This is a genomic window from Vibrio sp. 070316B, from assembly GCF_013114115.1.
Taxonomy (GTDB): domain Bacteria; phylum Pseudomonadota; class Gammaproteobacteria; order Enterobacterales; family Vibrionaceae; genus Vibrio; species Vibrio chagasii_B.
This window is the reverse complement of record NZ_VTYC01000012.1, coordinates 1-23,942: the sequence shown is the minus strand read 5'-3', so window position 1 is coordinate 23,942 and position 23,942 is coordinate 1. Positions and strand designations below refer to the sequence as shown.

Genomic DNA, 23,942 nt, shown 5'->3' with positions numbered 1-23,942 from the left:
TAAGAAAGTGGATTTCCCGCCCTAAGGGATATTTGCTAGCCAATGAAACTAATAGCAAACTATTACGGTCTGATTGAGTTAAGATACCCATAACTCCATTAAATGACTAAATAGTATGCGACGACTTGCCACATTACTTTTTGTTTGTATTTCCCTGTTCACCCAGCCTGCGTGGGCGCTTTTTGGAAATGACAACGCCGAGCCAAGCTTCGGAGGCAATAACAACGGTTTTGTTCCTGTAGACCAAGCTTTCCCTTTCAATTACTACCAGCAAGATGGCAAGGTGCTTCTCGACTGGCAGGTAAAAGAAGGCTACTACCTCTATCAACATAGCCTCTCTTTTAGCGGCCAAAATCTCGCTATCGGTAATGTTGAGTTAGAAGATGGTAAGCCACATCAAGATGAATTCTTTGGTGAGGTGAGTGTTTATACTCAGCCGCTATTCGTACAAGTTCCCCTACAAAGTTACCAAGATGGCTCGCAGCTGATCGTTAAGTATCAAGGCTGTGCTGAGGCTGGCTTCTGCTACCCCCCAGAAACTCGCGTCATCGACATTGCACCGTTTGAAGCGGCGGGTTCAAGCGACACTGCTACCGACACTACCAGTAACCAAGCGAACAGCTCACCACAAGTTGCTTCTCCAAAAGCAGATGTGGCCAATAACACAGCACCACAATCAAGCGCACCCGTTTCAAAAGAAGCAAGCCTAGCCGATAAACTCGGTGACAGTTGGTGGACCCCATTACTGTTCTTGGCGCTCGGTGTTGGCTTAGCCTTCACACCGTGTGTTCTGCCTATGTATCCAATCCTAACGGGCATCGTGTTAGGTGGTGGCAAGCTCAGCCAAGGTCGCGCGTTGATGTTGTCCTTCATCTATGTTCAAGGTATGGCGCTCACCTACACCCTATTAGGTTTAGTGGTTGCATCTGCGGGTATGCAGTTCCAAGCTGCAATGCAACATCCTTACGTGTTGATTGCGTTGAGCGTTCTATTCGTAGCGTTAGCGATGTCGATGTTTGGCGTGTATAACCTACAACTGCCGAGCAGTGTCCAAACCTGGCTCAACAACCAAAGCAACAAACAGCAAGGCGGCAATACCTTGGGCGTATTCGCGATGGGTGCTATCTCTGGCTTGGTGTGTTCACCTTGTACTACGGCACCACTGTCGGGTGCGCTGCTGTATGTGGCTCAAAGTGGCGACCTATTTACAGGCGCGATTGCTCTGTATGCATTAGCTATGGGTATGGGCATTCCGCTAATCTTGGTTGCGGTATTTGGCAATAAGCTACTGCCAAAAGCAGGCAGCTGGATGGATAAAGTGAAGGTCGTATTCGGCTTTATCTTGTTGGCAGCACCAATCTTCCTACTAGAACGCATCATCCCAGAACTATGGGCAACCGTGCTTTGGTCTGCCCTTGGCTTCATCGCCTTCGGTTGGTTGTATCACAGCAAGAACGCACTGCCATTTGGTGGTTGGAAGCAGAGCGCTGTGGGCATCATCGCAATGCTTGGTCTGTTTGCTTCTGCTCAACCTGCACTAAATTACTGGTTTGCAGAAAAGAGCGTTGTAGTAGAACAACAGATCCAGTTTGCTCGAATCAACACCGTTGAAGAGCTTGAAATCCAGCTCATCGAAGCGAAGAAACTGGGTAAACCAGTGATGCTCGATTTCTACGCCGACTGGTGTGTGGCGTGTAAAGAGTTTGAGAAGTACACCTTCCATCAAGCAGACGTCGAGAACAAGCTGTCTGACTTCGTGTTACTTCAAGCAGACGTGACGCGAAACATGCCTCAAGACATTGAATTACTTAAACAACTGCAAGTACTTGGCTTACCAACCATTGAGTTCTGGGATAGTGAGGGTAACCATGTTCCAAATGCTCGTGTGACTGGTTTTATGCCTGCCGATGTATTCTTAAAACACATGCAAGACCACCAGCTATAACGGCAACATTGGTCTGAATGTAACACCAGACAAAGCCGCACCGCCCCTCATAACGAGATGGCAGTGCGGCTTTTTTGTTATAGCAAGAAACGCTTTCTTAGAAAGGGGATAAAAGTCGATATGGTTCAGACTTTTAATGCATAGATATTGTCCACATACTCAATCAGGATGATAATAAATATTAACTAAATTGTTAAAAGTATGGACGTCATGGACTCGACCTACACCATCATCATTGCAGATGACCACCCTCTCTTCCGCAACGCCCTATTTCAGTCGGTTCATATGGCGATCAGCGGTGCGAACCTACTTGAGGCCGACTCTCTCGACGCGTTACTGTCTCTACTTAAAAAAGAAGATGAACCCGACCTACTACTTCTCGATCTAAAAATGCCGGGAGCCAATGGAATGTCAGGTCTGATTCAGCTTCGTGCAGAATACCCAGATCTACCGATTGTCGTGATCTCGGCAAGTGAGGACGCTAGCGTGGTCACTCAAGTGAAAAGTCATGGTGCGTTTGGTTTTATTCCAAAGTCGAGTGACATGCGTGAATTGGTGAGTGCACTGAATCAAGTGCTGAATGGCGACCCATTCTTCCCTGAAGGGCTGATAACAAACAATGCGGCTTGTAGCGACCTTGCGGAAAAAATTGCCACACTGACGCCACAACAATACAAGGTGCTAGGGATGCTTTCCGACGGCCTGCTGAACAAACAAATCGCCTATGAATTGAATGTTTCGGAAGCGACCATCAAGGCGCACATGACAGCCATCTTCCGAAAACTGGACGTAAAAAACCGAACTCAAGCGGTTATCTTACTGCAAGAAGTCCATAATTAAGCGCCGCTGATATCCTCTTCTAAAGTCGTCTTAGGCAAACATAAACCTAGCTTGACGACTTTATGATCTTCTATCTCTGCAACCACCCAATTGATGTCATGCCACTCGAAGCTATCACCCAATACTGGATGAGGGCCGAGTTCGCGTTCAGCCAGTTGTTTTAGCGTCATCTCACGCTCTTCTTCAGAACCAAGCTCGATGCCATAACAGTCACTCACCGCAGCAATCGACAAGCCAACCTCAAGGAAGAAATCGCCAAAGAATCGTGCAGCCTCTTCAGCCTCCGGCGCCTCACTGAACAGCTCACTTAAGCTGTCTAGGTCTTTGTCTTGACCAAGCACACAAAGAATATCGTTCGCTTCTAACACTGTGCTACCCGATGGGTGAAGCAAAGCGTCTTGTCGAAACAGTGCAGTAATACGTGTGCCTTCTGGCATCGACAAGCGCTTAAGCGGCTCACCGACACACCACTTCTCTTCTTTCAGCTTGTAGACAAACATCTCCCACTCACTGGTCGGGTAAATCTCGATACCAGTGCGTGAAACCGGTGTCGGCGTTGGAGGCAGCGTCACTTGAGCCAATCTCGCGACTTTCATTAAGCTGCCGCCTTGAACAATCAGCGACACCATAACCACGAAGAAGGCGATATTGAAATACAGCTGAGCATTAGGCAGACCAGCCATCATCGGGAACACCGCCAAAATGATCGGCACCGCACCACGTAACCCAACCCAAGAAACAAACCAACGCTCCTTGGTGGTAAAGCTTCTAAACGGTAGCAAGCCCAACCAAACAGACAGTGGACGTGCAAACAAAATCATACCGAAAGCCAATGCTAGCGCAGGCAGAGCAATGTCCATCAGTGTCGATGGCGTCACCAGTAAACCCAACACCAAGAACATCACGATTTGGCTTAACCAGGTCATCCCATCAAGAACATTGAGAATCGAGTGTCGAGAGCGTGTTGGACGATTACCAATAAACAAGCCCACCAAGTAAATCGATAGGATGCCACTGCCGCCAAGCATGTTAGAGAAAGCAAACAGAGCCACACCGCCGCTCAGTACCAGAATCGAATAAAGACCATCAGCCAGCTGCACTCGGTTGATGAGGCTCCACAGAACCCAACCACCACCAAGGCCGATAAGCGTGCCAACACCAAATTGCATCGCGAAACTTTTCAGCAGGAAGTTCATCCCCATCTCGGCATCTGGGGTGCCAAGTAGTGCGATTAAGGTCACCGTTAAGAAGACCGCCATAGGGTCGTTGGTACCCGATTCGATCTCTAGAGTTGAGCCAACACGCTCGTTGAGGCTCTGCCCTTTGAGCAGAGAAAATACCGCCGCTGCATCGGTTGAGCCCACAATAGCGCCCACTAGAATGCCTTGCATCAGTGATAGATCGAATAGCCAAGCCGCCATTAAGCCGGTGAGAGTGGCAGTACAAGCCACACCTATCGTGGCTAACGACAGCGAAGGCCAAAACGCAACCTTGAAACTCGCCACCTTGGTGCGCATACCGCCATCCAGTAAGATCACAGCAAGTGCAAGGTTACTTACCAAGTAAGTTAATGAATAATCATCAAAATTGATGCCGCCGGGACCATCTTCACCCGCCAACATACCAACAAACAAAAAGATCAAAAGAATCGGAACGCCCAATCGTGAGGACACTTGTGAGAAAAGCACACTGATGGCGATGAGCACGGCACCAGTTAAAAATAAGTGATTAATAGTTATTGCGTCCAATTCATTCCCCCAAAGAATAAAACTCGTGATTTAAGCATGTCGAATTTCTGCCATTAAGCAAGAAAAGGGCTCTAAAAGCAGCGTAATTACTATAACAAACTTATATTTCCCTTAGTGTCATAAGCAGGACTAAATACTGGTTATCTGTCATTTAGTTGTTAAATTTTATTACTCACTCATTAATTCACCCCTTTTTGTTAGACCTTTGGCTAATTTAACAACCTTGTAACATCACATTTTTATATGGTTTTGTCTCCCGACTCCCATATTTCAGTGGATTAGGGCTAAAACTGTCCCGACTAAAGTTGCACAGATCCCTTGACTTATCCTTGCTACATTTCAAATCGTAACATTACGTTAACACAACGACATTCTACGGAAACGGAATAAAGGAGAAGGCAATGGCGTTCGAATCTACGGAACATGCTCAAGCCTACTGGAAGGAAAACTTGGGAATTATGGGAACACTGCTCGCGATCTGGTTCGCAGTGTCTTACGGCGCAGGCATCTTATTTGTTGATGCCCTTAACACCGTTCAGTTTGGCGGGTTTAAGCTAGGCTTTTGGTTCGCTCAACAAGGTTCGATATACACCTTCGTGGCGCTGATATTCATTTACGTTGTCCGCATGAATGCGCTCGACAAAAAATACAACGTACAGGAAGACTAGAGGCTAGAACATGGATATTCAAACTTGGACGTTTATTCTCGTCGGTATCACTTTCGCACTGTATATCGGCATCGCAATCTGGGCTCGCGCAGGGTCTACCAGTGAATTCTACGTTGCGGGCGGTGGTGTACACCCAGTAGCAAACGGTATGGCGACAGCCGCTGACTGGATGTCGGCAGCGTCATTCATATCAATGGCAGGTATCATCTCATTCGTTGGTTACGACGGTGCGGTTTACCTAATGGGCTGGACAGGTGGTTATGTACTACTTGCGCTATGTTTAGCACCTTACCTACGTAAGTTCGGTCAGTTTACGGTTCCTGATTTTATCGGCGAACGTTACTACTCGAAAACAGCACGTATGGTAGCGGTATTCTGTGCAATCTTCGTATCATTCACATACGTTGCAGGTCAAATGCGTGGTGTGGGCGTAGTATTCTCTCGTTTCCTAGAGGTCGACATTAACCTAGGTATCATCATTGGTATGGGTATTGTGTTCTTCTACGCAGTACTTGGTGGCATGAAAGGCATCACTTATACGCAGGTAGCTCAATTCTGTGTCCTCATTTTCGCCTTCCTTGTTCCAGCAATCTTCACGTCAATCATGATGACAGGTAACCCGCTTCCACAAGTTGGTATGGGTTCAACGATTTCAGGCACAGACGTTTACCTACTCGATAAACTGGATGGACTGACTGAAGAGCTCGGATTTACCGCCTATACCGAAGGTAACAAGAGCATGGTGGATGTATTCTTCATCTGTGCAGCTCTAATGGTGGGTACTGCAGGTCTTCCACACGTAATCATCCGTTTCTTCACAGTACCGAAAGTACGTGATGCTCGTATCTCAGCAGGTTGGGCACTACTGTTCATCTCATTGCTATACACAACAGCACCAGGCGTTGCAGCATTCGCTCGTGTAAACATGATTGAAACGATTAACGGCCCAGACATGCAAGGTGTCGCAGCAGCAGACGCACCTAGCTGGTACAAAAACTGGGAAAGCACTGGTCTAGTCGGTTGGGAAGATAAGAACGGCGATGGCAAAATGTTCTACTCGGGCGATGAGCGCAACGAGATGAAGATTAACCGTGACATCATCGTACTGGCTTCTCCAGAACTAGCAAAACTACCAAACTGGGTTGTAGCGCTACTGGCAGCCGGTGGCCTAGCAGCCGCACTATCAACAGCCGCTGGTCTACTATTGGTTATCTCAACATCGATTTCACATGACTTGTTGAAGAAAGGCTTCAGACCAAACATGACCGACAAGCAGGAGCTACTAGCCGCTCGTTTGGCAGCAATGGTCGCGATTATCGGTGCAGGTTACTTGGGTATTAACCCTCCAGGCTTCGTAGCTCAGGTAGTAGCGTTTGCCTTCGGCTTAGCCGCAGCATCCTTCTTCCCAGCAATTATCCTAGGCATCTTCTACAAGAAGATGAACAAGGAAGGTGCGATTGCAGGTATGTTGACAGGTATTGCCTTCACAGCAAGCTACATCATCTACTTCAAGTTCGTTAACCCAGCAGCAAGCACACCTGAAAACTGGTGGTTTGGTATCAGCCCAGAAGGCATCGGTACGCTAGGTATGTGTCTAAACTTCGTAGTTTCAATTGCGGTAAACAAGGTAACTGCTGAAGTACCACAAGACGTACAAGAGATGGTTGAAAACATCCGTTACCCGAAAGGTGCAGGTGAAGCTCACGACCACTAAGCATGACCACTAAACAAAGATGTTTAGCAAAAAAATGAATCAGTACTTACATTGTAGGGATTAGGTACTGAATCTCAGAAAGCCGATACGTTATGTATCGGCTTTTTTCTTTTGCCTACCGTTTTATAAAAACAGAAACAAAGGGTTGTTTTTAAACTCTTGTTTAATAATAATTATCATTAACATCCAATAAAGAGATGAAAATGATGATGAAAGAGCAGCAGGTTCTCTATTCGAGGTTCTACAAAGCGCAGGATCGCTTTACCTCATCAGAGCAAGTTCACGGGCACGAGCCGTTTGTAATTAGAGACTACATCGAGTGTGCACAAACGCTTGCCGCATACTATGAAAAACACGCCGCCCAAGAAAACATCTTGCTGTGCGAGCTGTACCTGCGCCAAGTTTTCTTCCATCTGATTGAAGCGATTGAGTCACCTGAGCGCAGTTTTACCTTTCGTCATATCTGCCTAGACTCAATTCACTCACCACTATTTTATCTAAAACGCCACTACTGCCAGCAACCACATGGCCAAGCGCGTTTTTTGAATCTCAGCCAGACACTACAACAAGTCCAAGCCCCACTTGGCTAACAAGGATAGAAGATGACCCTACAATATCGAATTGAAAAAGACAGCATGGGGGAAGTAAAAGTCCCTGCTGATGCGCTATACCAAGCACAAACTCAACGTGCCGCAGATAATTTCGCGTTTAGCTCCCACAAGATGCCCACCAGCTTTATTCAAGCACTGGCACTAATCAAACAAGCAGCTGCTGATACCAACTCTCAGTTGGGGTTATTGGAGGGCGATATTGCCAATGCGATCGCTGATGCGAGCCAAGAGATCATTGATGGCAAACATCTCGATCAATTCCCGATCGATGTTTATCAAACCGGCTCAGGTACTAGCTCCAACATGAACGCCAACGAAGTGATTGCGACACTCGCTTCAAGAAGTTTGCAAGGCGACGTGAACCCGAACGATCACGTCAATATGGGCCAAAGCAGTAACGATGTGGTGCCAACCGCGATCCAAGTCAGCGTCGCACTCACTGCTGAAAACAAGCTGCTACCAGCACTAAGCCACCTGTCTGAAGTGCTGAGCGTTAAACAGCAAGAGCTTGCTGAAGTAGTGAAAACCGGCCGTACTCACCTAATGGATGCGATGCCGATTACCTTTGCTCAAGAATTAGGTGGCTGGAAGTTCCAGATTGAACACGCTAAGCAAGCGATTGAAAGCACCCTGCCCGCTATTAAAGCGCTTGCTCAAGGTGGAACGGCGGTAGGTACAGGCATCAATGCTGACCCTCGCTTTGCCGATAAGTTTGCAAGTAACCTGTCGCAGTCGACAAAGATCAGCTTTAACTCGAGTGAAAACTTCTTTTTCAACCTCAGCAGTCAAGACGCGATCGTTGCCTTTTCGGGTCAGCTCAAAACTGCAGCAGTTGCGATCATGAAGATCGCAAACGATCTTCGCTGGATGAACTCTGGTCCATTAGCTGGCTTAGGAGAAATTGAATTGCAGGCGCTACAACCAGGCTCATCTATCATGCCGGGCAAAGTGAACCCTGTGATTCCAGAAGCCGCAGCAATGGCGGCAGCGCAGGTGATTGGTAACGACACCACCATTACGGTAGCGGGCCAATCTGGCAACTTCCAACTGAATGTGATGCTACCAGTGATTGCTCATAACGTATTAGAAAGTATCGAGCTTTTAGCTAACAGTTCAGTCGCGCTAGCAGATAAAGCGGTTGCAACCTTCACGGTGCGCCAAGACAATCTGGATTTAGCGCTTTCAAAGAATCCAATTCTGGTGACTGCACTTAACCCTGTGATTGGTTACCTAAAGGCAGCAGATATTGCCAAGAAAGCCTACAAAGAGGGTTTGCCAATCCTTGATGTTGCCGAGCGAGAAACCGATCTAAGCCGAGAAGAACTCAGCAAGTTGCTTGACCCAACCGCGCTCACTCAAGGTGGTATCGCAGGTTAAAACCAGTAACTCATAAAAAGTCTACCGGATCGAAAAAGGCCTCATCAGAGGCCTTATTAGGATCTAATAATGACTTAAATTAACTCACACGATTCAACACTGCTCTGAGTTTTAGTGGTTTCACTGGCTTGGCAATAAAGCTAAAGCTGTTGGCCTTTATCGCCGCCAACATGTCATCGGTTCTATCGGCACTAATGATGACCCCTTCAAAGGAATCTCCAAGGCGCAAGCGACACTGTTGCAACACCTCAAGCCCTGTTCGCCCATTATCGAGACGATAGTCCGAGAAGATCACGTCCGGCTGCCAGTCATTGTCTAGACACTTCAAGCTTTCGACCAGATCAACTGCCGTTTTAACCTCACAACCCCAGCGACCAATCAGGTTCTCCATACCCACTAAAATCTCTCGTTCATTATCAACACACAAGATTTTAAGGTGCTCGATGTCACTGCTCGCCACTGGCGCAGCAGCTTGCACAACCGGAGCCACTTGTTCCGCTCTTGCTAAGGTTATAGAGAAAACACTGCCTTGCTCCGGCCATGAGCGCATCGATATTTGATGACCAAGCACATGAGCAATACCTTTAGAAATCGCAAGGCCAAGCCCTAAGCCTTGATCGGAACGCACTTGGCTACCACGAGTAAACTCTTCGAAGATCTCTTGTTGCTTGTCCTCATCAATACCGGTTCCGTTATCCCACACATCGATTCGCACCTGCCCGTTGACTCGTCTTGCTCCCAGTACCACTTTCCCTTCAGGGTTATAGCGGAACGCATTGGTCAAAAAGTTCTGAATCACACGCCTTAACAGCTTAGGGTCAGAATGAATAAACAGGGATGATGGGATCATCTTGAAATCAATTTTTTGCTGCGTCGCTAAGGCGCTAAATTCAGCATTCAAGTTAGCGAGCACATCATGCACCGCAATGGCGTGAATGTTGGTTTCCAGCTTGCCGGACTCTAATCGTGAGATATCCAACAAATCACCAATCAAGTCCTCTGCCGCACCCAGTGCACTTTCAATATGGGATGAAAGCTGCTTCACCTCTTGCTCTTTTGCTACCTCCGAAAGTGACGAAGCAAACAAGCGCGCCGCATTCAGTGGCTGCATCAAATCGTGGCTTACTGCCGCCAAGAAACGACTCTTAGATTGCGATTCTTGATCAGAAATTTGTGTCGCCTTGACCAAGCGATGATTGAGTTTTTCGAGTTCTTGAGTTCGTTCGTGCACTCTTGATTCCAAGCTTTCATTCGCGTCTTTTAGCGCCTGTTCTGCTTGTCTGAATACCGTGATATCGGTAAAGCTCATCACAAAGCCGCCGCTTGGCATTGGATTACCTTGCACCTCAATCACGCGACCATCAGGACGAATGCGAGAAGAGGTGTGTCGTGTGCCTTGCTCCAAGTGATAAACACGGCGACGCACATGATCTTCAGGGTCACCCGGACCACACAAACCTTGCTGAGCATTATGGCGAATCACATCGGAGATCGGCCTGCCCACTTGTATCAACCCAGCAGGGAATTCAAACAGTTCTAAGTAACGCTGATTCCATGCCACCAGCCTCATCTGTTTATCAACCACTGCAATACCTTGACCAATATGCTCAATCGCACCTTGTAGCAAGCCACGGCTGAAATCGTACAACTCAGAGGCTTCATCAACAATGGTCGCCACTTCTTCAAGCTGCATATTTCTGCCCTGTAGAGCAGAAGTGAGTACCAACTTAGCAGAGGAAGCTCCAAACACACCCGCCAGTACACGCTCAGCATGTCGAATCAAGCTTGCTGGCGCTTGTTGATTAGGAAGCAGCGGTTGACCGTGTTGCTGCCAGTAACTTTGGATAGCGCTTTTCGCTCGCTTTCGACCGACAAACCGAGATGCCAACATCTCTAGTTCAGCCACGGTTACACGGCTTTGATAAAGGCTAATGTTCTCATTTTCAGGCAGCGGCGTACCAACAAATGCCGCCGATTGTAAGCGCTCACTTAGGCTTGGCCTGGTCGAAATAGAAACCACGGCATAACACAAAGTATTGAGCACAATACTCAGCACTATCCCCCAGTTTGAACTGCTAATATCCCAACTACTGAGTAACTCTGGTGGTGTGATGATCCACAACAGCAAGTTACTTTGACTGTCGCCAGCCAACATACTGGTTTGACTCATCAAGGTAATGAGCCAAATCACCGAGCCAACCATTAAACCGACATAAACACCCTTGCGATTACCCGGGCGCCAGTACAAACCACCAATCAGTGCCGGAGCAAATTGAGCAATCGCCGCAAATGAAAGGAAGCCAATCGCAGACAAGGAATGAATGGTATCGAGTGCCTGATAGAACAACCAAGCACCAAGTAGAAGCAATAAAATAAGCCCGCGACGAATCACCAATAGCAACCCAGAGAAATGACGATGAGTCCTTTGGGTGAGTCGCATACGGCGCAGCAATAGCGGCATCACTAAATCGTTCGACACCATAATCGCCAACGCGATGGTCGACACAATTACCATACCACTAGCAGCAGACGTACCACCAAGGAACGCAAGCAAGGCAATATGATTGGCGCCTTCAGCCATCGGCAGACTGATCACATACGTATCTGCAGGCATGCTCGGAAGCAGTCCTTGCCCCGCCCATGCAATTGGCAGAACAAACAGCCCCATCAAAATAAGATAAAGCGGAAATAACCAACGAGCGGTGTGCAGATCTTGAGGACGTTCATTCTCAACAACCATGGTATGAAACTGGCGCGGTAGACAGACAATCGCCAACATGGTCAAAACAGTATGGATAATTAAGGTCGGAATATTCGGCGACTCATAAGTGCTCGCTGCAACGTCTAGCAGGTCAATCTTGTCGCTGCTCATCGCCAGATACATGATAAATAGGCCAACAATCAAAAATGCCGCCAGCTTAACGATCGACTCAAACGCCACCGCCATCATCATGCCACGGTGATGCTCCGTGTTATCAATGTGCCTTGTACCAAACAACATGGTAAAAATAGCTAGCGCACCGACCACAAACCAAGAAACATGGTAATCCTGATAGCCAAAATCTTGCGCCAGACTAGGTGCGACAATATCTAGCCCCATGGTGATGCCACGCAGTTGTAAGGCGATATAAGGAAGAATGCCGATCACAGCGATAACCGTCACCGCTACCGCTAAACCTTGAGATTTACCATAACGAGCCGCAATGAAATCGGCAATTGAGGTGATATGTTCCCGCTTCGCGATCAGAATCAGTCGCGCTAAGATCCGCCACCCAAGGGTGAAGACCAAAATCGGTGCAAGATAGATGGGTAAGAAAGACCAAGGGTTATTGCTCGCCTGACCCACCGTTCCATAGAAGGTCCACGAGGTACAATACACCGCAATAGAAAGGCTATAGATCCACGGTCGCCAACGCGATAGCCAACGAACCTGCCTGTCTCCATACCAAGCGATCAGAAATAACACGCCCAAGTAGGCTAAAGAGACTGGAATTACTACCCATCCTTGCATTGAAAACCCTTTCTTCATCCATAAAAAAACCTCTCCATAAGGGAGAGGTTTCATTTAACTAAGGATGAGTCATTAACTCAATCGCATCGCTTAAATTCTGTGCTTTAGACTCTAATAATCACGATTGGTTATCAGCTATGAACTTCTGACTCAGGTTGATTAACTTCAACCACAGAGCTTCTTTCATCAAGCTTGATAAACAGGGCAATTGCACCCATCGCAGCCATTCCCCAGAAGATATTCGCACCCCACAATTCGTAGCCCCAGCCACTTAGGGTCGTCATTAATGCGATAAAGGCGCCAAGTGGTATCGCATTGTACAGAGCCTGCAATGCCACCATTTTGTTCGACTCTTGAGATTGGATGTATTGAATCGCAGCGATGTGTGCCATGGCGAATGTCACGCCGTGCAACAGCTGAGCCACTATCAATACTGGAATCGCAGTCGTTGATGCGGTGATCCCCCAACGAGCCATTACTCCGATACCAGCAATCACAAACAAAGTGCGTAACGATAATCCAGCAAACAGTCGCTTACTCAGAGCAAATACTGCCACCTCAGCAACCACAGCCAAGCTCCACAGATAACCGATGATCGCCTCAGAGTGCCCCGCCTCTTTCCAGTAAATCGCACTAAAGCTGTAATACGCAGCGTGGCTTCCTTGAAGCAGTGCCATCAATGCAAGAAACTTCACTACCGATGACTCACGTAATAGTTGACCAAGTTTAGGTCTTTCAGCCACTTGCTCTGATTCTGTCACCGGCATTACGTTCGGGTTTCTCATCGCGAACAATAAAGACACTAACACCCCTGCCAGTGCAGTATACAAAATCATATCCGTACCAAATTCAGCCACCAGATAACCAACCACGGTAGAACCCGCAATAAATGCCACTGAACCCCACAAGCGTGTACGTCCGTAGTCGAGCATCTTGAGACGGCTGTAATGGTTCGCCATTGCATCAGAAAGCGGAATAATCGGTCCATAGCAGAGGTTGAACATTACCGTTGCTAGCAGCATCAATAAAAAGCTACCACCAGTAAAGAAATGGAAACCAACGAATAATAGCGCTACAAAACTGAGGCAACGCAATGCTGGCATTAAATGCTCAACTTTATAGATACGTGGTGTTATTACAAAGTTGGCAACACAACGCGTAGCCAAACCCACACCAATCAATACGCCAATGTCCCCTGCAGACACACCTTGCTCTTCAAACCACAGCGCCCAAAATGGCAAATAAACGCCATAGGCAAAAAAGAAACCAAGAAAATACTGGGATATCCAGCCATAAGGGGAAGGATTAAACATAGGCGACCTATAAAAATGTGTGGAACAAGGAAGCGCCAATTATGCCTAGGTCACAAAAGATGAAAAAGGGAATTATTGCGGGGATAGCATTCCCATATTCAATAAATATCTCTGTCGTATTTAACTCAAAAATCCAACGTGCAAAAGTCGCAACTCTCTCATTTAGACTAAAGTCGTCTGGAGCTTCGCTGGTAATTTGTCACACTAAAAAGAGACTCTCACTCCCTTGCGATTGCTTATGCCTGACAAATTTAATATGCAGCACCCGCCCTTCGATAGCTTGTCTGAAGCGGAACAGTTAACGCTACGCTCAGCTTTAGATGTGGTTTACTACCGAGCACACGAAGTGATATTGGAGGCCGACCGCCCGAGCCGCCACCTGCATATTCTGATTAAAGGGGCCGTCGAAGAGCGCGCTAGCAGTGACGGAGAGATCTATGCGCACTATGCCAATGACGATATTTTCGATGTGCGCAGCCAGTTTGAGCCTCATACCAAACATCAATATATCGCATTAGAAGATACCTTAAGTTACCTATTGCCAAACGACGTTTTTCTTGAGCTATACCACGCCAACGGCCAGTTTGCCGCTTACTTCGATAGTAACCTCTCGACCCGAAAAGCATTGATTGAAGCCGCTCAGCAACAGCAGAATCTTGCTGAGTTCATACTGACCAAAGTCGACGACTCGATTTACCACCCACCCCTGATACTTGAACCTGACCAACCTATCAATCAAGTCACTCAAACCCTTAAAGAACAAGGCTTAGACTCGGCCTTGGTTCATTTGGAACATGATGATCCAAAAGCTTTTAGATCATCATGTTCCTTTCCGTACGGAATCGTCACACGGACCAATTTATTACACGCGGTGATGCTTGATGATCGCCCGCTCGATACACCTGTCGGCGAGATAGCAACCTACCCTGTTTTGCATGTTAATCATGGTGACTTCTTATTTAACGCCATGATCACCATGACAAGGAATCGTGTAAAAAGGCTGATGGTTTGTGATGGGTTAAATGCGGTCGGCATGGTGGATATGACGCAAATACTCAGTGCGTTCTCCACTCACTCGCATGTTCTTACTTTGCGTATCGCTCGAGCCACCAGCATTGAAGAATTGGCCCTGGCCTCCAACAAGCAACGTCAATTGGTCGAAAGCCTGCTCAATAATGGTATTCGTACACGTTTCATCATGGAGCTAATTTCTGCCGTCAATGAACAGATTATTGAAAAGGCATTTGAACTGGTTATTCCCCCTGCACTACACAACCATTGCTGCCTCATCGTGTTAGGCTCAGAAGGTCGCGGAGAACAGATACTCAAAACCGATCAAGACAATGCGTTGATCATTCAAGACGGATTAGAGTGGCACCAATGCCAAAACGCCATGAATGTTCTCACTCATACGTTGCAACAGTTAGGTTATCCACTGTGTCCTGGCAACGTCATGGTCAACAACCCGAAGTGGGTTCACTCAGAACAAGAATGGAAACAAACTCTCACCAGTTGGGTAAGAAAAGCGACGCCAGATACGGTGATGGATATTGCCATCATGGCGGACGCACATGCTGTTGCAGGCAATAGAGACCTGTTACTCCCCGTTAAGCAGCACTTGAGTGATTTGATGCTCGGACAGGAATTGATTCTGACCGAGTTCTGCCGCCCTGCCCTAAACTTCTCAGTTCCCCTGACCCTGTTTGGTAACGTGAAACAGTCCAAGTCCGGACTCGACATCAAACAAGGTGGTATTTTCCCTATAGTGCACGGTGTCAGAGCACTGAGCCTTGAACACGGCGTGACGGTCAATAACACCTTTGAACGCATTGAGCATCTCGTGAGTAAGAAGGTACTAGAGCAAAGCACCGCGGATAACCTCAGTGAAGCGCTCAAGCAGTTTTTTAAGTGGCGTTTATCACAACGCCTGTCGCAACAGCACAGCAGCAATAAAATCGACGTCAAACTAATGGAGCGAGCAGATCGAGACCTGCTTCGTCATAGCCTGCACGTGGTTAAGAAATTCAAGCAATGGCTCGGCTACCACTATCAGATAAGGGACTAGGCGATTGCACGATGAATAGACTGGTTCGCTATTACTGGCATCACAAGCTCAAAGGCTCTCCCTATCAGCCTCTGTTTACTGCGCCTGTTCATCAAGAATATGTCTCACTCGATTGTGAAACCACCAGCCTCGACCCTAATCAGGCTGAACTGGTGACCATTGCCGCGACCAAGATCATCGGTAACCGCATCATCACCAGTAAGCCCTTCGAAGTTAGATTACGAGCCCCTCAATCGCTCGACTGCAATTCAATAAAAATCCACCGCATCCGCCATCAAGACCTCAAACACGGAATCGAAGAGAAACAAGCCCTAATTGAACTGCTAAGCTTCATTGGTAATCGTCCTTTAGTCGGCTATCACATCCGCTATGACAAAAAAATTCTCGACCGCGCCTGTTTAAAACAACTCGGATTTCCGCTGCCTAACCGATTAATCGAAGTGAGCCAACTCTACCAAGACAAACTCGAAAGACAGCTGCCCAATGCCTATTTCGACCTCAGCATGGATGCGATTTGTCGCCAGCTCGACTTACCAATTCCAGTCAATAAACATGATGCATTACAAGATGCTATCTCTGCTGCGCTGATCTTTGTCCGCCTGAAACATGGTGATCTGCCCCGCTTCAACTCTTCGTACACCTAATTCAACCCTTGCAGCTCGACATAGAGAGCAACATCTCAAAAATGAACTTAACTCGCTATTTTGTAAGTGAAAAGCGGCGTCTCATCCTAAAGTCTAATTGTGGAAATCGCCGTCCTAGCCGAGAGTGATAACACAAAGACGGTTCTGTAATAGACCTAGAAACTGAACACAAAGGAAGTTGCCAGTTCATTAGGAATGTAGGCACAAGGAGAGATGCAATGAGTGAAGCCCACGTTTATCCGGTAAAAGAAAATATTAAATCAACCACACACGCGGATAATGACACTTACCTAGCCATGTACCAACAATCTGTTTCTGACCCAGAAAGCTTTTGGGGTGAACACGGAAAAATCGTGGATTGGATTAAACCTTTCACACAAGTAAAAAATACCTCTTTCGACCCAGGCCACATCGATATTCGCTGGTTTGAAGATGGCACATTGAATGTGTCGGCGAACTGTATTGACCGCCACCTTGCTGAGCGCGGTGATGAAGTCGCAATCATCTGGGAAGGCGATGACCCTGCTGATGATAAAACCCTAACTTTTAATGAACTGCACAAAGAAGTATGTCTGTTCTCTAACGCTCTAAAAGAGCAAGGCGTACGTAAAGGCGATGTGGTTTGTTTATACATGCCTATGGTTCCTGAAGCTGCAGTTGCTATGCTGGCGTGTACTCGTATTGGTGCGGTTCATACCGTGGTATTTGGTGGTTTCTCACCAGAAGCACTGTCAGGTCGTATTATCGATTCGAATGCTAAAGTCGTGATCACAGCGGATGAAGGCGTGCGTGGCGGCCGAGCTGTCCCTCTTAAGAAAAACGTCGACGAAGCACTGACCAACCCAGAAGTGAAAACCATCGAAAAAGTGATGGTGCTTAAGCGTACTGGCGGTGAGGTTGCATGGCATGAGCACCGTGATATTTGGTGGCATGAGGCGACAGCAAACGTGTCAGCAGACTGCCCACCAGAAGAGATGAATGCGGAAGACCCACTATTCATCCTTTATACATCAGGCTCAACAGGCAAACCGAAAGGTGTAATGCACACTACCGGTGGTTACCTTGTTTACGCAGCGATGACCTTTAAATACGTATTTGATTACCAAGAAGGCGAAACCTTCTGGTGTACTGCAGATGTGGGTTGGATTACTGGCCACACATACCTTATATACGGACCACTGGCTAACGGCGCTAAGACAATCCTGTTTGAAGGTGTACCAAACTACCCGAACACAAGTCGAATGAGTGAAGTGGTGGATAAGCATCAAGTCAACATACTTTACACTGCACCAACGGCTATTCGTGCATTGATGGCGAAAGGCAATGAAGCGGTTGAAGGCACCTCTCGTGACAGTTTGAGAATCATGGGCTCGGTAGGTGAGCCTATTAACCCAGAAGCGTGGGAGTGGTACTACAAAACGATTGGTAACGAGCAGTCTCCTATTGTTGATACATGGTGGCAAACCGAAACGGGCGGTATCCTAATTGCTCCACTACCAGGCGCTACCGACCTAAAACCGGGGTCAGCGACTCGTCCATTCTTCGGTGTACAACCTGCGCTAGTAGATAACATGGGTAACATCATTGAAGGCGCAACCGACGGCAACCTGGTCATTCTAGACTCGTGGCCAGGTCAAATGCGTACTGTTCATGGCGACCATGACCGTTTTGAGCAGACATATTTCTCTACTTTCAAAGGTATGTACTTCACCAGTGATGGCGCTCGTCGTGATGAAGACGGCTACTACTGGATTACTGGTCGTGTTGATGACGTGCTGAACGTATCTGGTCACCGTATGGGTACTGCAGAGATTGAGTCAGCGCTCGTTGCATTCGATAAGATTGCAGAGGCTGCGATTGTCGGTATTCCTCACGACATCAAAGGCCAAGCGATTTACGCTTACATCACGCTTAATGATGGCGAGTTCCCAACCGCAGAGCTTCATAAAGAAGTGAAAGACTGGGTGCGTAAAGAGATAGGCCCTATTGCGACACCAGACGTGCTGCACTGGACCGATTCATTACCGAAAACACGTTCAGGTAAGATCATGCGTCGTATCCTGCGTAAGATCGCAACGGGCGATACTGGCAACCTTGGTGATACTTCAACGCTAGCAGACCCAAGTGTGGTTGATAAGCTGATTGCAGAGAAAGCTGAATTGGCATAATAGCTATCACACCAGAACCACTGTTTAAAACAGATCATTTCCAAACCGTCACCTATGTGGCGGTTTTTTTATGGCTGATCTTCCTCTCAAATATCCACACCACAATTAAGGTAATAACGCTTTTTTGTTAAGTTGGTAACAATTTCACTTGCTATCAATAGGAGATTAGACCAGTAAATTGCTGCGATTTGCGCTGAATTAGCTATAATCTGGTTCTAATTTTTAAATTTGGGTTTTTCTCACTGGAAATTAACCCCAAATTTTCAATAAAATGGCAACATTCACGGTCGTAATCACGATAAAGGAAGATAGCCCCACGATGTCTACAAAGTTTCGCATTCTAGTTTTAAATGGCCCAAACCTTAACCTGTTAGGCCTAAGAGAACCGGCACACTACGGCTCTCAAACACTTGACCAGATTATTAGCTCACTAACAGAGCAAGCGAAAACACAAGATGTTGCGCTATCTCACTTACAGTCAAATCGTGAGTATGAACTGATCGAAGCTATCCATAGTGCATATCAAGATATTGATTTCATTATCATCAACCCAGCGGCCTTTACACATACCAGTGTGGCGTTGCGTGATGCACTACTTGGCGTAGCGATCCCATTTATTGAAGTGCACCTATCGAATGTTCACGCACGTGAACCTTTTAGGCACCACTCTTACCTCTCAGATAAAGCCGAAGGGGTAATCTGTGGCTTAGGCGCACAAGGCTACCAATTTGCTTTGACTGCTGCGATTCACAAGTTGCAGTCAAAATAACGAACATAACCGAACTAATAGACACCAGCTCTAGTCATAGAGCATGGTTAATTAACAAAAGAGAAAGAAACGATGGATATTCGCAAAATCAAAAAGCTAATCGAATTGGTTGAAGAGTCTGGTATCGCAGAACTAGAAATCTCTGAAGGTGAAGAGTCAGTACGCATCAGCCGCAACGGCACTGCACCTGTAGCAGCACCAATTCAATACGCAGCAGCTCCGGCTCCAGCAGCGGCACCAGCTCCTGCAGCAGCACCAGCTCAAGCGGCAGCTCCAGAAGCAGCAGAAGCTCCAGCAGCACCTGCAGGTCACCAAGTTCTTTCTCCAATGGTTGGTACGTTCTACGGCGCACCAAGCCCAGACGCAAAACCATTCGTAAAAGTTGGTCAACAAGTTAACGCTGGCGACACACTATGTATCGTTGAAGCAATGAAGATGATGAACCAAATTGAAGCTGATAAGTCTGGTGTTGTAACTGCAATCCTTGTTGAAGACGGCCAACCAGTTGAGTTCGATCAAGCTCTAGTAATTATCGAATAATAGAGAAGCCTCATTATGTTAGATAAATTAGTAATCGCGAACCGTGGTGAGATTGCACTACGTATTCTGCGAGCATGTAAAGAGCTAGGCATTAAAACGGTTGCTGTTCACTCAACAGCTGACCGTGACCTTAAGCACGTACTGCTAGCAGATGAAACCATTTGTATCGGCCCTGCTCGTGGTATCGATAGCTACCTAAACATCCCTCGTATCATCAGTGCAGCTGAAGTTACAGGCGCTGTTGCTATCCACCCTGGCTACGGCTTCCTATCTGAAAACGCAGACTTCGCTGAACAAGTTGAACAAAGCGGTTTCATTTTCGTTGGTCCTAAAGCAGAAACTATCCGCATCATGGGTGACAAAGTTTCAGCAATCACGGCAATGAAGAAAGCAGGTGTACCTTGTGTACCTGGTTCTGACGGCCCGCTAAATGACGACGAAGCAGCAAACAAAGCACATGCTAAGCGCATTGGCTACCCAGTTATCATCAAGGCGTCTGGCGGCGGCGGTGGTCGTGGTATGCGTGTTGTTCGCACTGAAGGTGAACTAACAGAAGCAATCGCAATGACACGTGCTGAAGCGAAAGCATGTTTCAACAACGACATGGTTTACATGGAGAAATTCCTAGAAAACCCACGTCACGTTGAAGTACAAGTAATTGCTGACGGTCAAGGCGGTGCTATCCACCTTGGTGAGCGTGACTGTTCAATGCAGCGTCGCCACCAGAAAGTGGTTGAAGAAGCGCCAGCTCCAGGTATCACTGAAGAGATGCGTAAATACATCGGTGAACGTTGTACTCGCGCATGTCTAGAAATCGGCTACCGCGGTGCAGGTACATTTGAATTCCTATACGAAAATGGCGAATTCTACTTCATCGAAATGAACACTCGTATTCAAGTAGAGCACCCAGTAACAGAGATGGTAACTGGCGTTGACCTAATCAAAGAGCAACTACGTGTTGCTGCTGGTCAACCTCTATCTTTCACGCAAGACGATATCAAGATCAAAGGTCACGCGATCGAATGTCGTATCAACGCGGAAGATCCAGAGAAGTTCCTACCTTCACCAGGTAAGATTGAGCGCTTCCACGCTCCTGGTGGTATGGGCGTTCGTTGGGATTCTCACATCTACACGGGTTACACAGTTCCACCACACTACGATTCAATGATCGGTAAGCTAATCACTTACGGTGAGAACCGTGATGTTGCGATTTCTCGTATGAAGAACGCACTAGGTGAGATGATTGTAGAAGGCATCAAAGTAAACATCTCTCTACAAGAAGCAATCATGAACGACGAGAACTTCCAACACGGTGGTGCAAACATCCACTACCTTGAGAAGAAGCTTGGTCTTCAATAGAAATTAGCCTCGTGTAATTTGTTCTTAAATGAACAAAATAAAATGCTCACTTTGGTGGGCATTTTTTGTTTTTAAGCGTCCAAAAAACGCAATCAATATTCCCCATCATATTCCTTGGGGTTTTGGTGAATTTGCTCATATTTTCTGCTAGACTCGCCATCCAATTTTTCTCATATAGAAGATTCAGCCATGCCTTGGATTCAAATCAAGCTTAATGCTACCAATGAAAATGCCGAACAAATCGGCGATATGTTAATGGAAGAGACTGGTGCTCTTTCTGTAACTTTCCTGGATGCACAAGATACCCCTGTATTTGAGCCTCTGCCGGGTGAAACTCGCCTTTGGGGTGACACTGACATTCTTGCGCTTTACGACGCTGAGATTGATACAGGTGTCGTTCTAGCGCAGATTAAAGCAAGCAACATGTTCCCTGCAGACTTTGCTCATAAAGTTGAGCAAATTGAAGACAAGGATTGGGAACGTGAATGGATGGACAACTTCCACCCAATGAAGTTTGGTGAGCGTTTATGGATCTGCCCTAGCTGGCGCGATATCCCTGAACCTGACGCGGTAAACGTAATGCTAGACCCTGGCCTTGCATTCGGTACCGGTACTCACCCAACAACAGCATTGTGTCTTGAGTGGCTTGAGGGATTAGATCTTACAGGCAAAACCGTCATCGACTTCGGTTGTGGCTCAGGCATCCTAGCGATCGCAGCGATCAAACTAGGCGCAGAAAAAGTTATCGGGATCGATATTGATCCTCAAGCACTACTTGCATCAAAAGATAACGCAGAGCGCAATGGCGTTGCTGAGCAACTTGAGGTGTTCTTACCACAAGATCAGCCTGAAGGTTTGCTAGCAGACGTTGTTGTTGCCAACATTCTTGCCGGTCCATTGCGCGATCTTTCAGGCATCATTAAAGGCTTAGTTAAGCCAAATGGTGTGCTGGCGATGTCGGGTGTTTTAGATACACAAGCGGAAGATGTTGCGACTTATTATCGTGATGAGCTTCACATTGATCCGATTATCGAGCAGCAAGAGTGGTGTCGAATCTCTGGTCGCAAGCAAGGCTAGACAAGACTTTGGGCGCTAATTGATTGAATTTTATGCAAATTACAAAAACAAATTGTAAATGCTCAAATATTAGTCTTTTCACGCAGCGAAAAAATGCGTAAAATGCGCGCCCTTGCTGGTACAGAACTGTGATGACGTTTTGAAAATCGGAAATTATCAACTTAAGAACAATCTAATCGTCGCTCCAATGGCTGGCGTAACGGATAGACCATTCCGTGAGTTGTGTCTTCGCTACGGTGCGGGGATGGCAGTCAGTGAAATGATGTCCTCCAATCCAAAGGTTTGGAAAACGTCGAAGTCTCAGCAGCGTATGGTACATGAAGGCGAATCGGGCATTCGTTCAGTACAAATCGCTGGTGCAGATCCACAGCTTATGGCCGAGGCTGCGCAATTCAATGTCGATAACGGTGCGCAAATCATCGATATCAATATGGGTTGTCCAGCCAAAAAAGTGAATAAGAAGCTTGCGGGCTCTGCCCTACTTCAGTATCCAGACCTCATTGAAGAGATCTTGAAAGCTGTGGTAAACGCAGTCGACGTTCCAGTAACGTTAAAGACTCGTACAGGCTGGGATACAGATAACAGAAACTGTGTCCAAATCGCTAAAATAGCCGAAGACTGCGGCATACAGGCACTTGCCCTTCACGGGAGAACTCGCGCTTGTATGTACAAAGGTGAGGCAGAATACAAACACATTAAAGCGGCGAAACAAGCTGTATCTATTCCGGTTATTGCTAACGGTGATATCGATAGCCCGGAAAAAGCTAAGTTTGTGCTGGAGTACACCGGCGCTGACGCTTTGATGATTGGTCGTCCTGCCCAAGGTCGTCCATGGATTTTTAACGAAATCCTACACTATTTGGAAAACGGCACCACGATGGATCCACTCCCGGTTTCGGAAGTGAAAGACATCATGCTTGGCCATGTTCACGCTCTACATGAATTTTATGGAGAGTTTTTAGGCCCTCGCATCGCTCGTAAGCATGTGGGTTGGTACCTAAAAGAGCATGAGCAAGCGAGTGAGTTTCGCCGTACCTTCAACGCACTCGAAGCAGGTGATCTGCAGCTTGAGGCGCTAGAAGGTTATTTTGATAACGTTGCACCATAATTACGAGAAGAGCTAGACCGAATATGTTCGAACAAAATCTGACTTCAGAAGCATTGACAGTGACTACAGTAACATCACAAGACCAAATCACGCAGAAACCACTACGTGATTCAGTGAAAGCATCATTGAAAAACTACCTTGCTCAATTAAACGGTCAAGAAGTCAGCGAGTTATACGAACTAGTATTAGCTGAAGTTGAACAGCCACTACTAGACACCATCATGCAGTACACTCGCGGTAACCAAACTCGCGCAGCAACTATGATGGGTATCAACCGCGGTACTCTTCGCAAGAAACTTAAAAAATACGGCATGAACTAATCGTTCTTTCGTAATTAATTGAATTGAAAGCCAAGCTCATTGATTGAGTTTGGCTTTTTTTTGGTTCATCGCGGATTAGCGGGAACTAAAAACAAAAACGGTAGTAAGTGATATGGTTTAGTCGCCAAACAAAAATCATACACAAACTACCGTTTTCATGCCGAA

The 23,942-nt window shown here is 46.9% G+C and carries 18 protein-coding genes; 15 read left to right on the top strand and 3 right to left on the bottom strand.

The features are described from left to right. Positions 1-115 precede the first annotated feature (115 nt). Both F0251_RS11195 and F0251_RS11190 read left to right on the top strand, forming a co-directional pair. Entirely contained in the window at positions 116-1,945 is a 1,830-nt protein-coding gene (locus F0251_RS11195; protein WP_171731003.1) for a protein-disulfide reductase DsbD, read from the top strand. A gap of 210 nt (positions 1,946-2,155) precedes the next feature. Then, complete coding sequence (locus tag F0251_RS11190; RefSeq protein WP_171731002.1) at positions 2,156-2,785, top strand: response regulator transcription factor; 630 nt, start codon at positions 2,156-2,158, stop codon at positions 2,783-2,785. Here the strand turns inward: F0251_RS11190 and F0251_RS11185 are convergent. Continuing rightward, positions 2,782-4,533 carry a potassium/proton antiporter gene (locus F0251_RS11185; protein WP_032498445.1) on the bottom strand — a complete coding sequence of 584 codons (1,752 nt, stop codon included), beginning with the start codon at positions 4,531-4,533 and terminating at the stop codon, positions 2,782-2,784. The genes F0251_RS11190 and F0251_RS11185 overlap by 4 nt on opposite strands. Before the next feature lie 401 nt (positions 4,534-4,934). Here F0251_RS11185 and F0251_RS11180 point away from each other — a divergent pair, with 401 nt between their 5' ends. From F0251_RS11180 to F0251_RS11165, 4 genes are all read left to right on the top strand, one after another. Next, positions 4,935-5,201 (top strand): DUF4212 domain-containing protein, encoded by a 267-nt coding sequence (locus F0251_RS11180; RefSeq protein ID WP_008219570.1) that lies wholly within the window; start codon positions 4,935-4,937, stop codon positions 5,199-5,201. A 10-nt stretch (positions 5,202-5,211) separates the two neighbouring features. Then, complete coding sequence (locus F0251_RS11175) at positions 5,212-6,915, top strand: sodium:solute symporter family protein (RefSeq protein ID WP_061033590.1); 1,704 nt, start codon at positions 5,212-5,214, stop codon at positions 6,913-6,915. Positions 6,916-7,118: 203 nt separating this feature from the next. Continuing rightward, positions 7,119-7,505 (top strand): hypothetical protein, encoded by a 387-nt coding sequence (locus F0251_RS11170; RefSeq protein WP_004737102.1) that lies wholly within the window; start codon positions 7,119-7,121, stop codon positions 7,503-7,505. A gap of 12 nt (positions 7,506-7,517) precedes the next feature. Further along, the gene (locus F0251_RS11165) at positions 7,518-8,903 is read left to right on the top strand and encodes a lyase family protein (protein WP_061033589.1); all 1,386 of its coding nucleotides are present in this window, start codon (positions 7,518-7,520) and stop codon (positions 8,901-8,903) included. 79 nt (positions 8,904-8,982) lie between these two features. Here the strand turns inward: F0251_RS11165 and F0251_RS11160 are convergent, their stop codons facing one another. Together F0251_RS11160 and F0251_RS11155 are read right to left on the bottom strand one after the other, a co-directional pair. Continuing rightward, entirely contained in the window at positions 8,983-12,414 is a 3,432-nt protein-coding gene (locus F0251_RS11160; RefSeq protein ID WP_171731001.1) for a PAS domain-containing hybrid sensor histidine kinase/response regulator, read from the bottom strand. Positions 12,415-12,545: 131 nt separating this feature from the next. Beyond that, on the bottom strand, positions 12,546-13,727 hold the full coding sequence (locus F0251_RS11155; RefSeq protein ID WP_171731000.1) for a 3-phenylpropionate MFS transporter: 1,182 nt from the start codon (positions 13,725-13,727) through the stop codon (positions 12,546-12,548). A 232-nt stretch (positions 13,728-13,959) separates the two neighbouring features. Between F0251_RS11155 and F0251_RS11150 the strand changes: the two genes are divergently transcribed. The 9 genes from F0251_RS11150 (at position 13,960) to fis (ending at position 23,777) form a co-directional block, all read left to right on the top strand. Further along, positions 13,960-15,792, top strand: coding sequence for a DUF294 nucleotidyltransferase-like domain-containing protein (locus tag F0251_RS11150; RefSeq protein WP_171731017.1), 1,833 nt, complete (start codon positions 13,960-13,962; stop codon positions 15,790-15,792). An 11-nt stretch (positions 15,793-15,803) separates the two neighbouring features. Continuing rightward, positions 15,804-16,436: a 3'-5' exonuclease gene (locus tag F0251_RS11145; RefSeq protein ID WP_171730999.1), complete on the top strand. Its 633-nt coding sequence runs from the start codon at positions 15,804-15,806 to the stop codon at positions 16,434-16,436. A gap of 218 nt (positions 16,437-16,654) precedes the next feature. Next, the gene (gene acs, locus F0251_RS11140) at positions 16,655-18,604 is read left to right on the top strand and encodes an acetate--CoA ligase (protein WP_171730998.1); all 1,950 of its coding nucleotides are present in this window, start codon (positions 16,655-16,657) and stop codon (positions 18,602-18,604) included. Between the two features lie 319 nt (positions 18,605-18,923). Beyond that, entirely contained in the window at positions 18,924-19,373 is a 450-nt protein-coding gene (aroQ, locus tag F0251_RS11135) for a type II 3-dehydroquinate dehydratase (RefSeq protein ID WP_008219552.1), read from the top strand. A 72-nt stretch (positions 19,374-19,445) separates the two neighbouring features. Continuing rightward, the gene (accB, locus tag F0251_RS11130) at positions 19,446-19,913 is read left to right on the top strand and encodes an acetyl-CoA carboxylase biotin carboxyl carrier protein (RefSeq protein ID WP_061033584.1); all 468 of its coding nucleotides are present in this window, start codon (positions 19,446-19,448) and stop codon (positions 19,911-19,913) included. Positions 19,914-19,928: 15 nt separating this feature from the next. Further along, a complete protein-coding gene (gene accC / locus F0251_RS11125) occupies positions 19,929-21,272 on the top strand; it encodes an acetyl-CoA carboxylase biotin carboxylase subunit (protein ID WP_008219548.1) in 1,344 nt (447 codons plus the stop codon). Between the two features lie 189 nt (positions 21,273-21,461). Next, the gene (gene prmA, locus F0251_RS11120) at positions 21,462-22,349 is read left to right on the top strand and encodes a 50S ribosomal protein L11 methyltransferase (protein WP_008219546.1); all 888 of its coding nucleotides are present in this window, start codon (positions 21,462-21,464) and stop codon (positions 22,347-22,349) included. Positions 22,350-22,488: 139 nt separating this feature from the next. After that, positions 22,489-23,457: a tRNA dihydrouridine synthase DusB gene (gene dusB, locus F0251_RS11115; RefSeq protein ID WP_008219544.1), complete on the top strand. Its 969-nt coding sequence runs from the start codon at positions 22,489-22,491 to the stop codon at positions 23,455-23,457. Between the two features lie 23 nt (positions 23,458-23,480). Next, positions 23,481-23,777 (top strand): DNA-binding transcriptional regulator Fis, encoded by a 297-nt coding sequence (gene fis / locus F0251_RS11110; protein ID WP_004729744.1) that lies wholly within the window; start codon positions 23,481-23,483, stop codon positions 23,775-23,777. The last annotated feature ends 165 nt before the right edge of the window (positions 23,778-23,942 follow it).

Bases quoted from the DNA above. Each gene is read 5' to 3' on its own strand.
- F0251_RS11145 (WP_171730999.1), top strand. From the start codon at position 15,804: ATGAATAGACTGGTTCGCTATTACTGGCATCACAAGCTCAAAGGCTCT.
- accC (WP_008219548.1), top strand. From the start codon at position 19,929: ATGTTAGATAAATTAGTAATCGCGAACCGTGGTGAGATTGCACTACGT.
- aroQ (WP_008219552.1), top strand. From the start codon at position 18,924: ATGTCTACAAAGTTTCGCATTCTAGTTTTAAATGGCCCAAACCTTAAC.
- accB (WP_061033584.1), top strand. From the start codon at position 19,446: ATGGATATTCGCAAAATCAAAAAGCTAATCGAATTGGTTGAAGAGTCT.
- F0251_RS11170 (WP_004737102.1), top strand. From the start codon at position 7,119: ATGATGATGAAAGAGCAGCAGGTTCTCTATTCGAGGTTCTACAAAGCG.
- F0251_RS11165 (WP_061033589.1), top strand. From the start codon at position 7,518: ATGACCCTACAATATCGAATTGAAAAAGACAGCATGGGGGAAGTAAAA.
- F0251_RS11190 (WP_171731002.1), top strand. From the start codon at position 2,156: ATGGACTCGACCTACACCATCATCATTGCAGATGACCACCCTCTCTTC.
- fis (WP_004729744.1), top strand. From the start codon at position 23,481: ATGTTCGAACAAAATCTGACTTCAGAAGCATTGACAGTGACTACAGTA.
- prmA (WP_008219546.1), top strand. From the start codon at position 21,462: ATGCCTTGGATTCAAATCAAGCTTAATGCTACCAATGAAAATGCCGAA.
- F0251_RS11195 (WP_171731003.1), top strand. From the start codon at position 116: ATGCGACGACTTGCCACATTACTTTTTGTTTGTATTTCCCTGTTCACC.
- F0251_RS11175 (WP_061033590.1), top strand. From the start codon at position 5,212: ATGGATATTCAAACTTGGACGTTTATTCTCGTCGGTATCACTTTCGCA.
- F0251_RS11180 (WP_008219570.1), top strand. From the start codon at position 4,935: ATGGCGTTCGAATCTACGGAACATGCTCAAGCCTACTGGAAGGAAAAC.
- F0251_RS11155 (WP_171731000.1), bottom strand. From the start codon at position 13,727: ATGTTTAATCCTTCCCCTTATGGCTGGATATCCCAGTATTTTCTTGGT.
- F0251_RS11160 (WP_171731001.1), bottom strand. From the start codon at position 12,414: ATGCAAGGATGGGTAGTAATTCCAGTCTCTTTAGCCTACTTGGGCGTG.
- acs (WP_171730998.1), top strand. From the start codon at position 16,655: ATGAGTGAAGCCCACGTTTATCCGGTAAAAGAAAATATTAAATCAACC.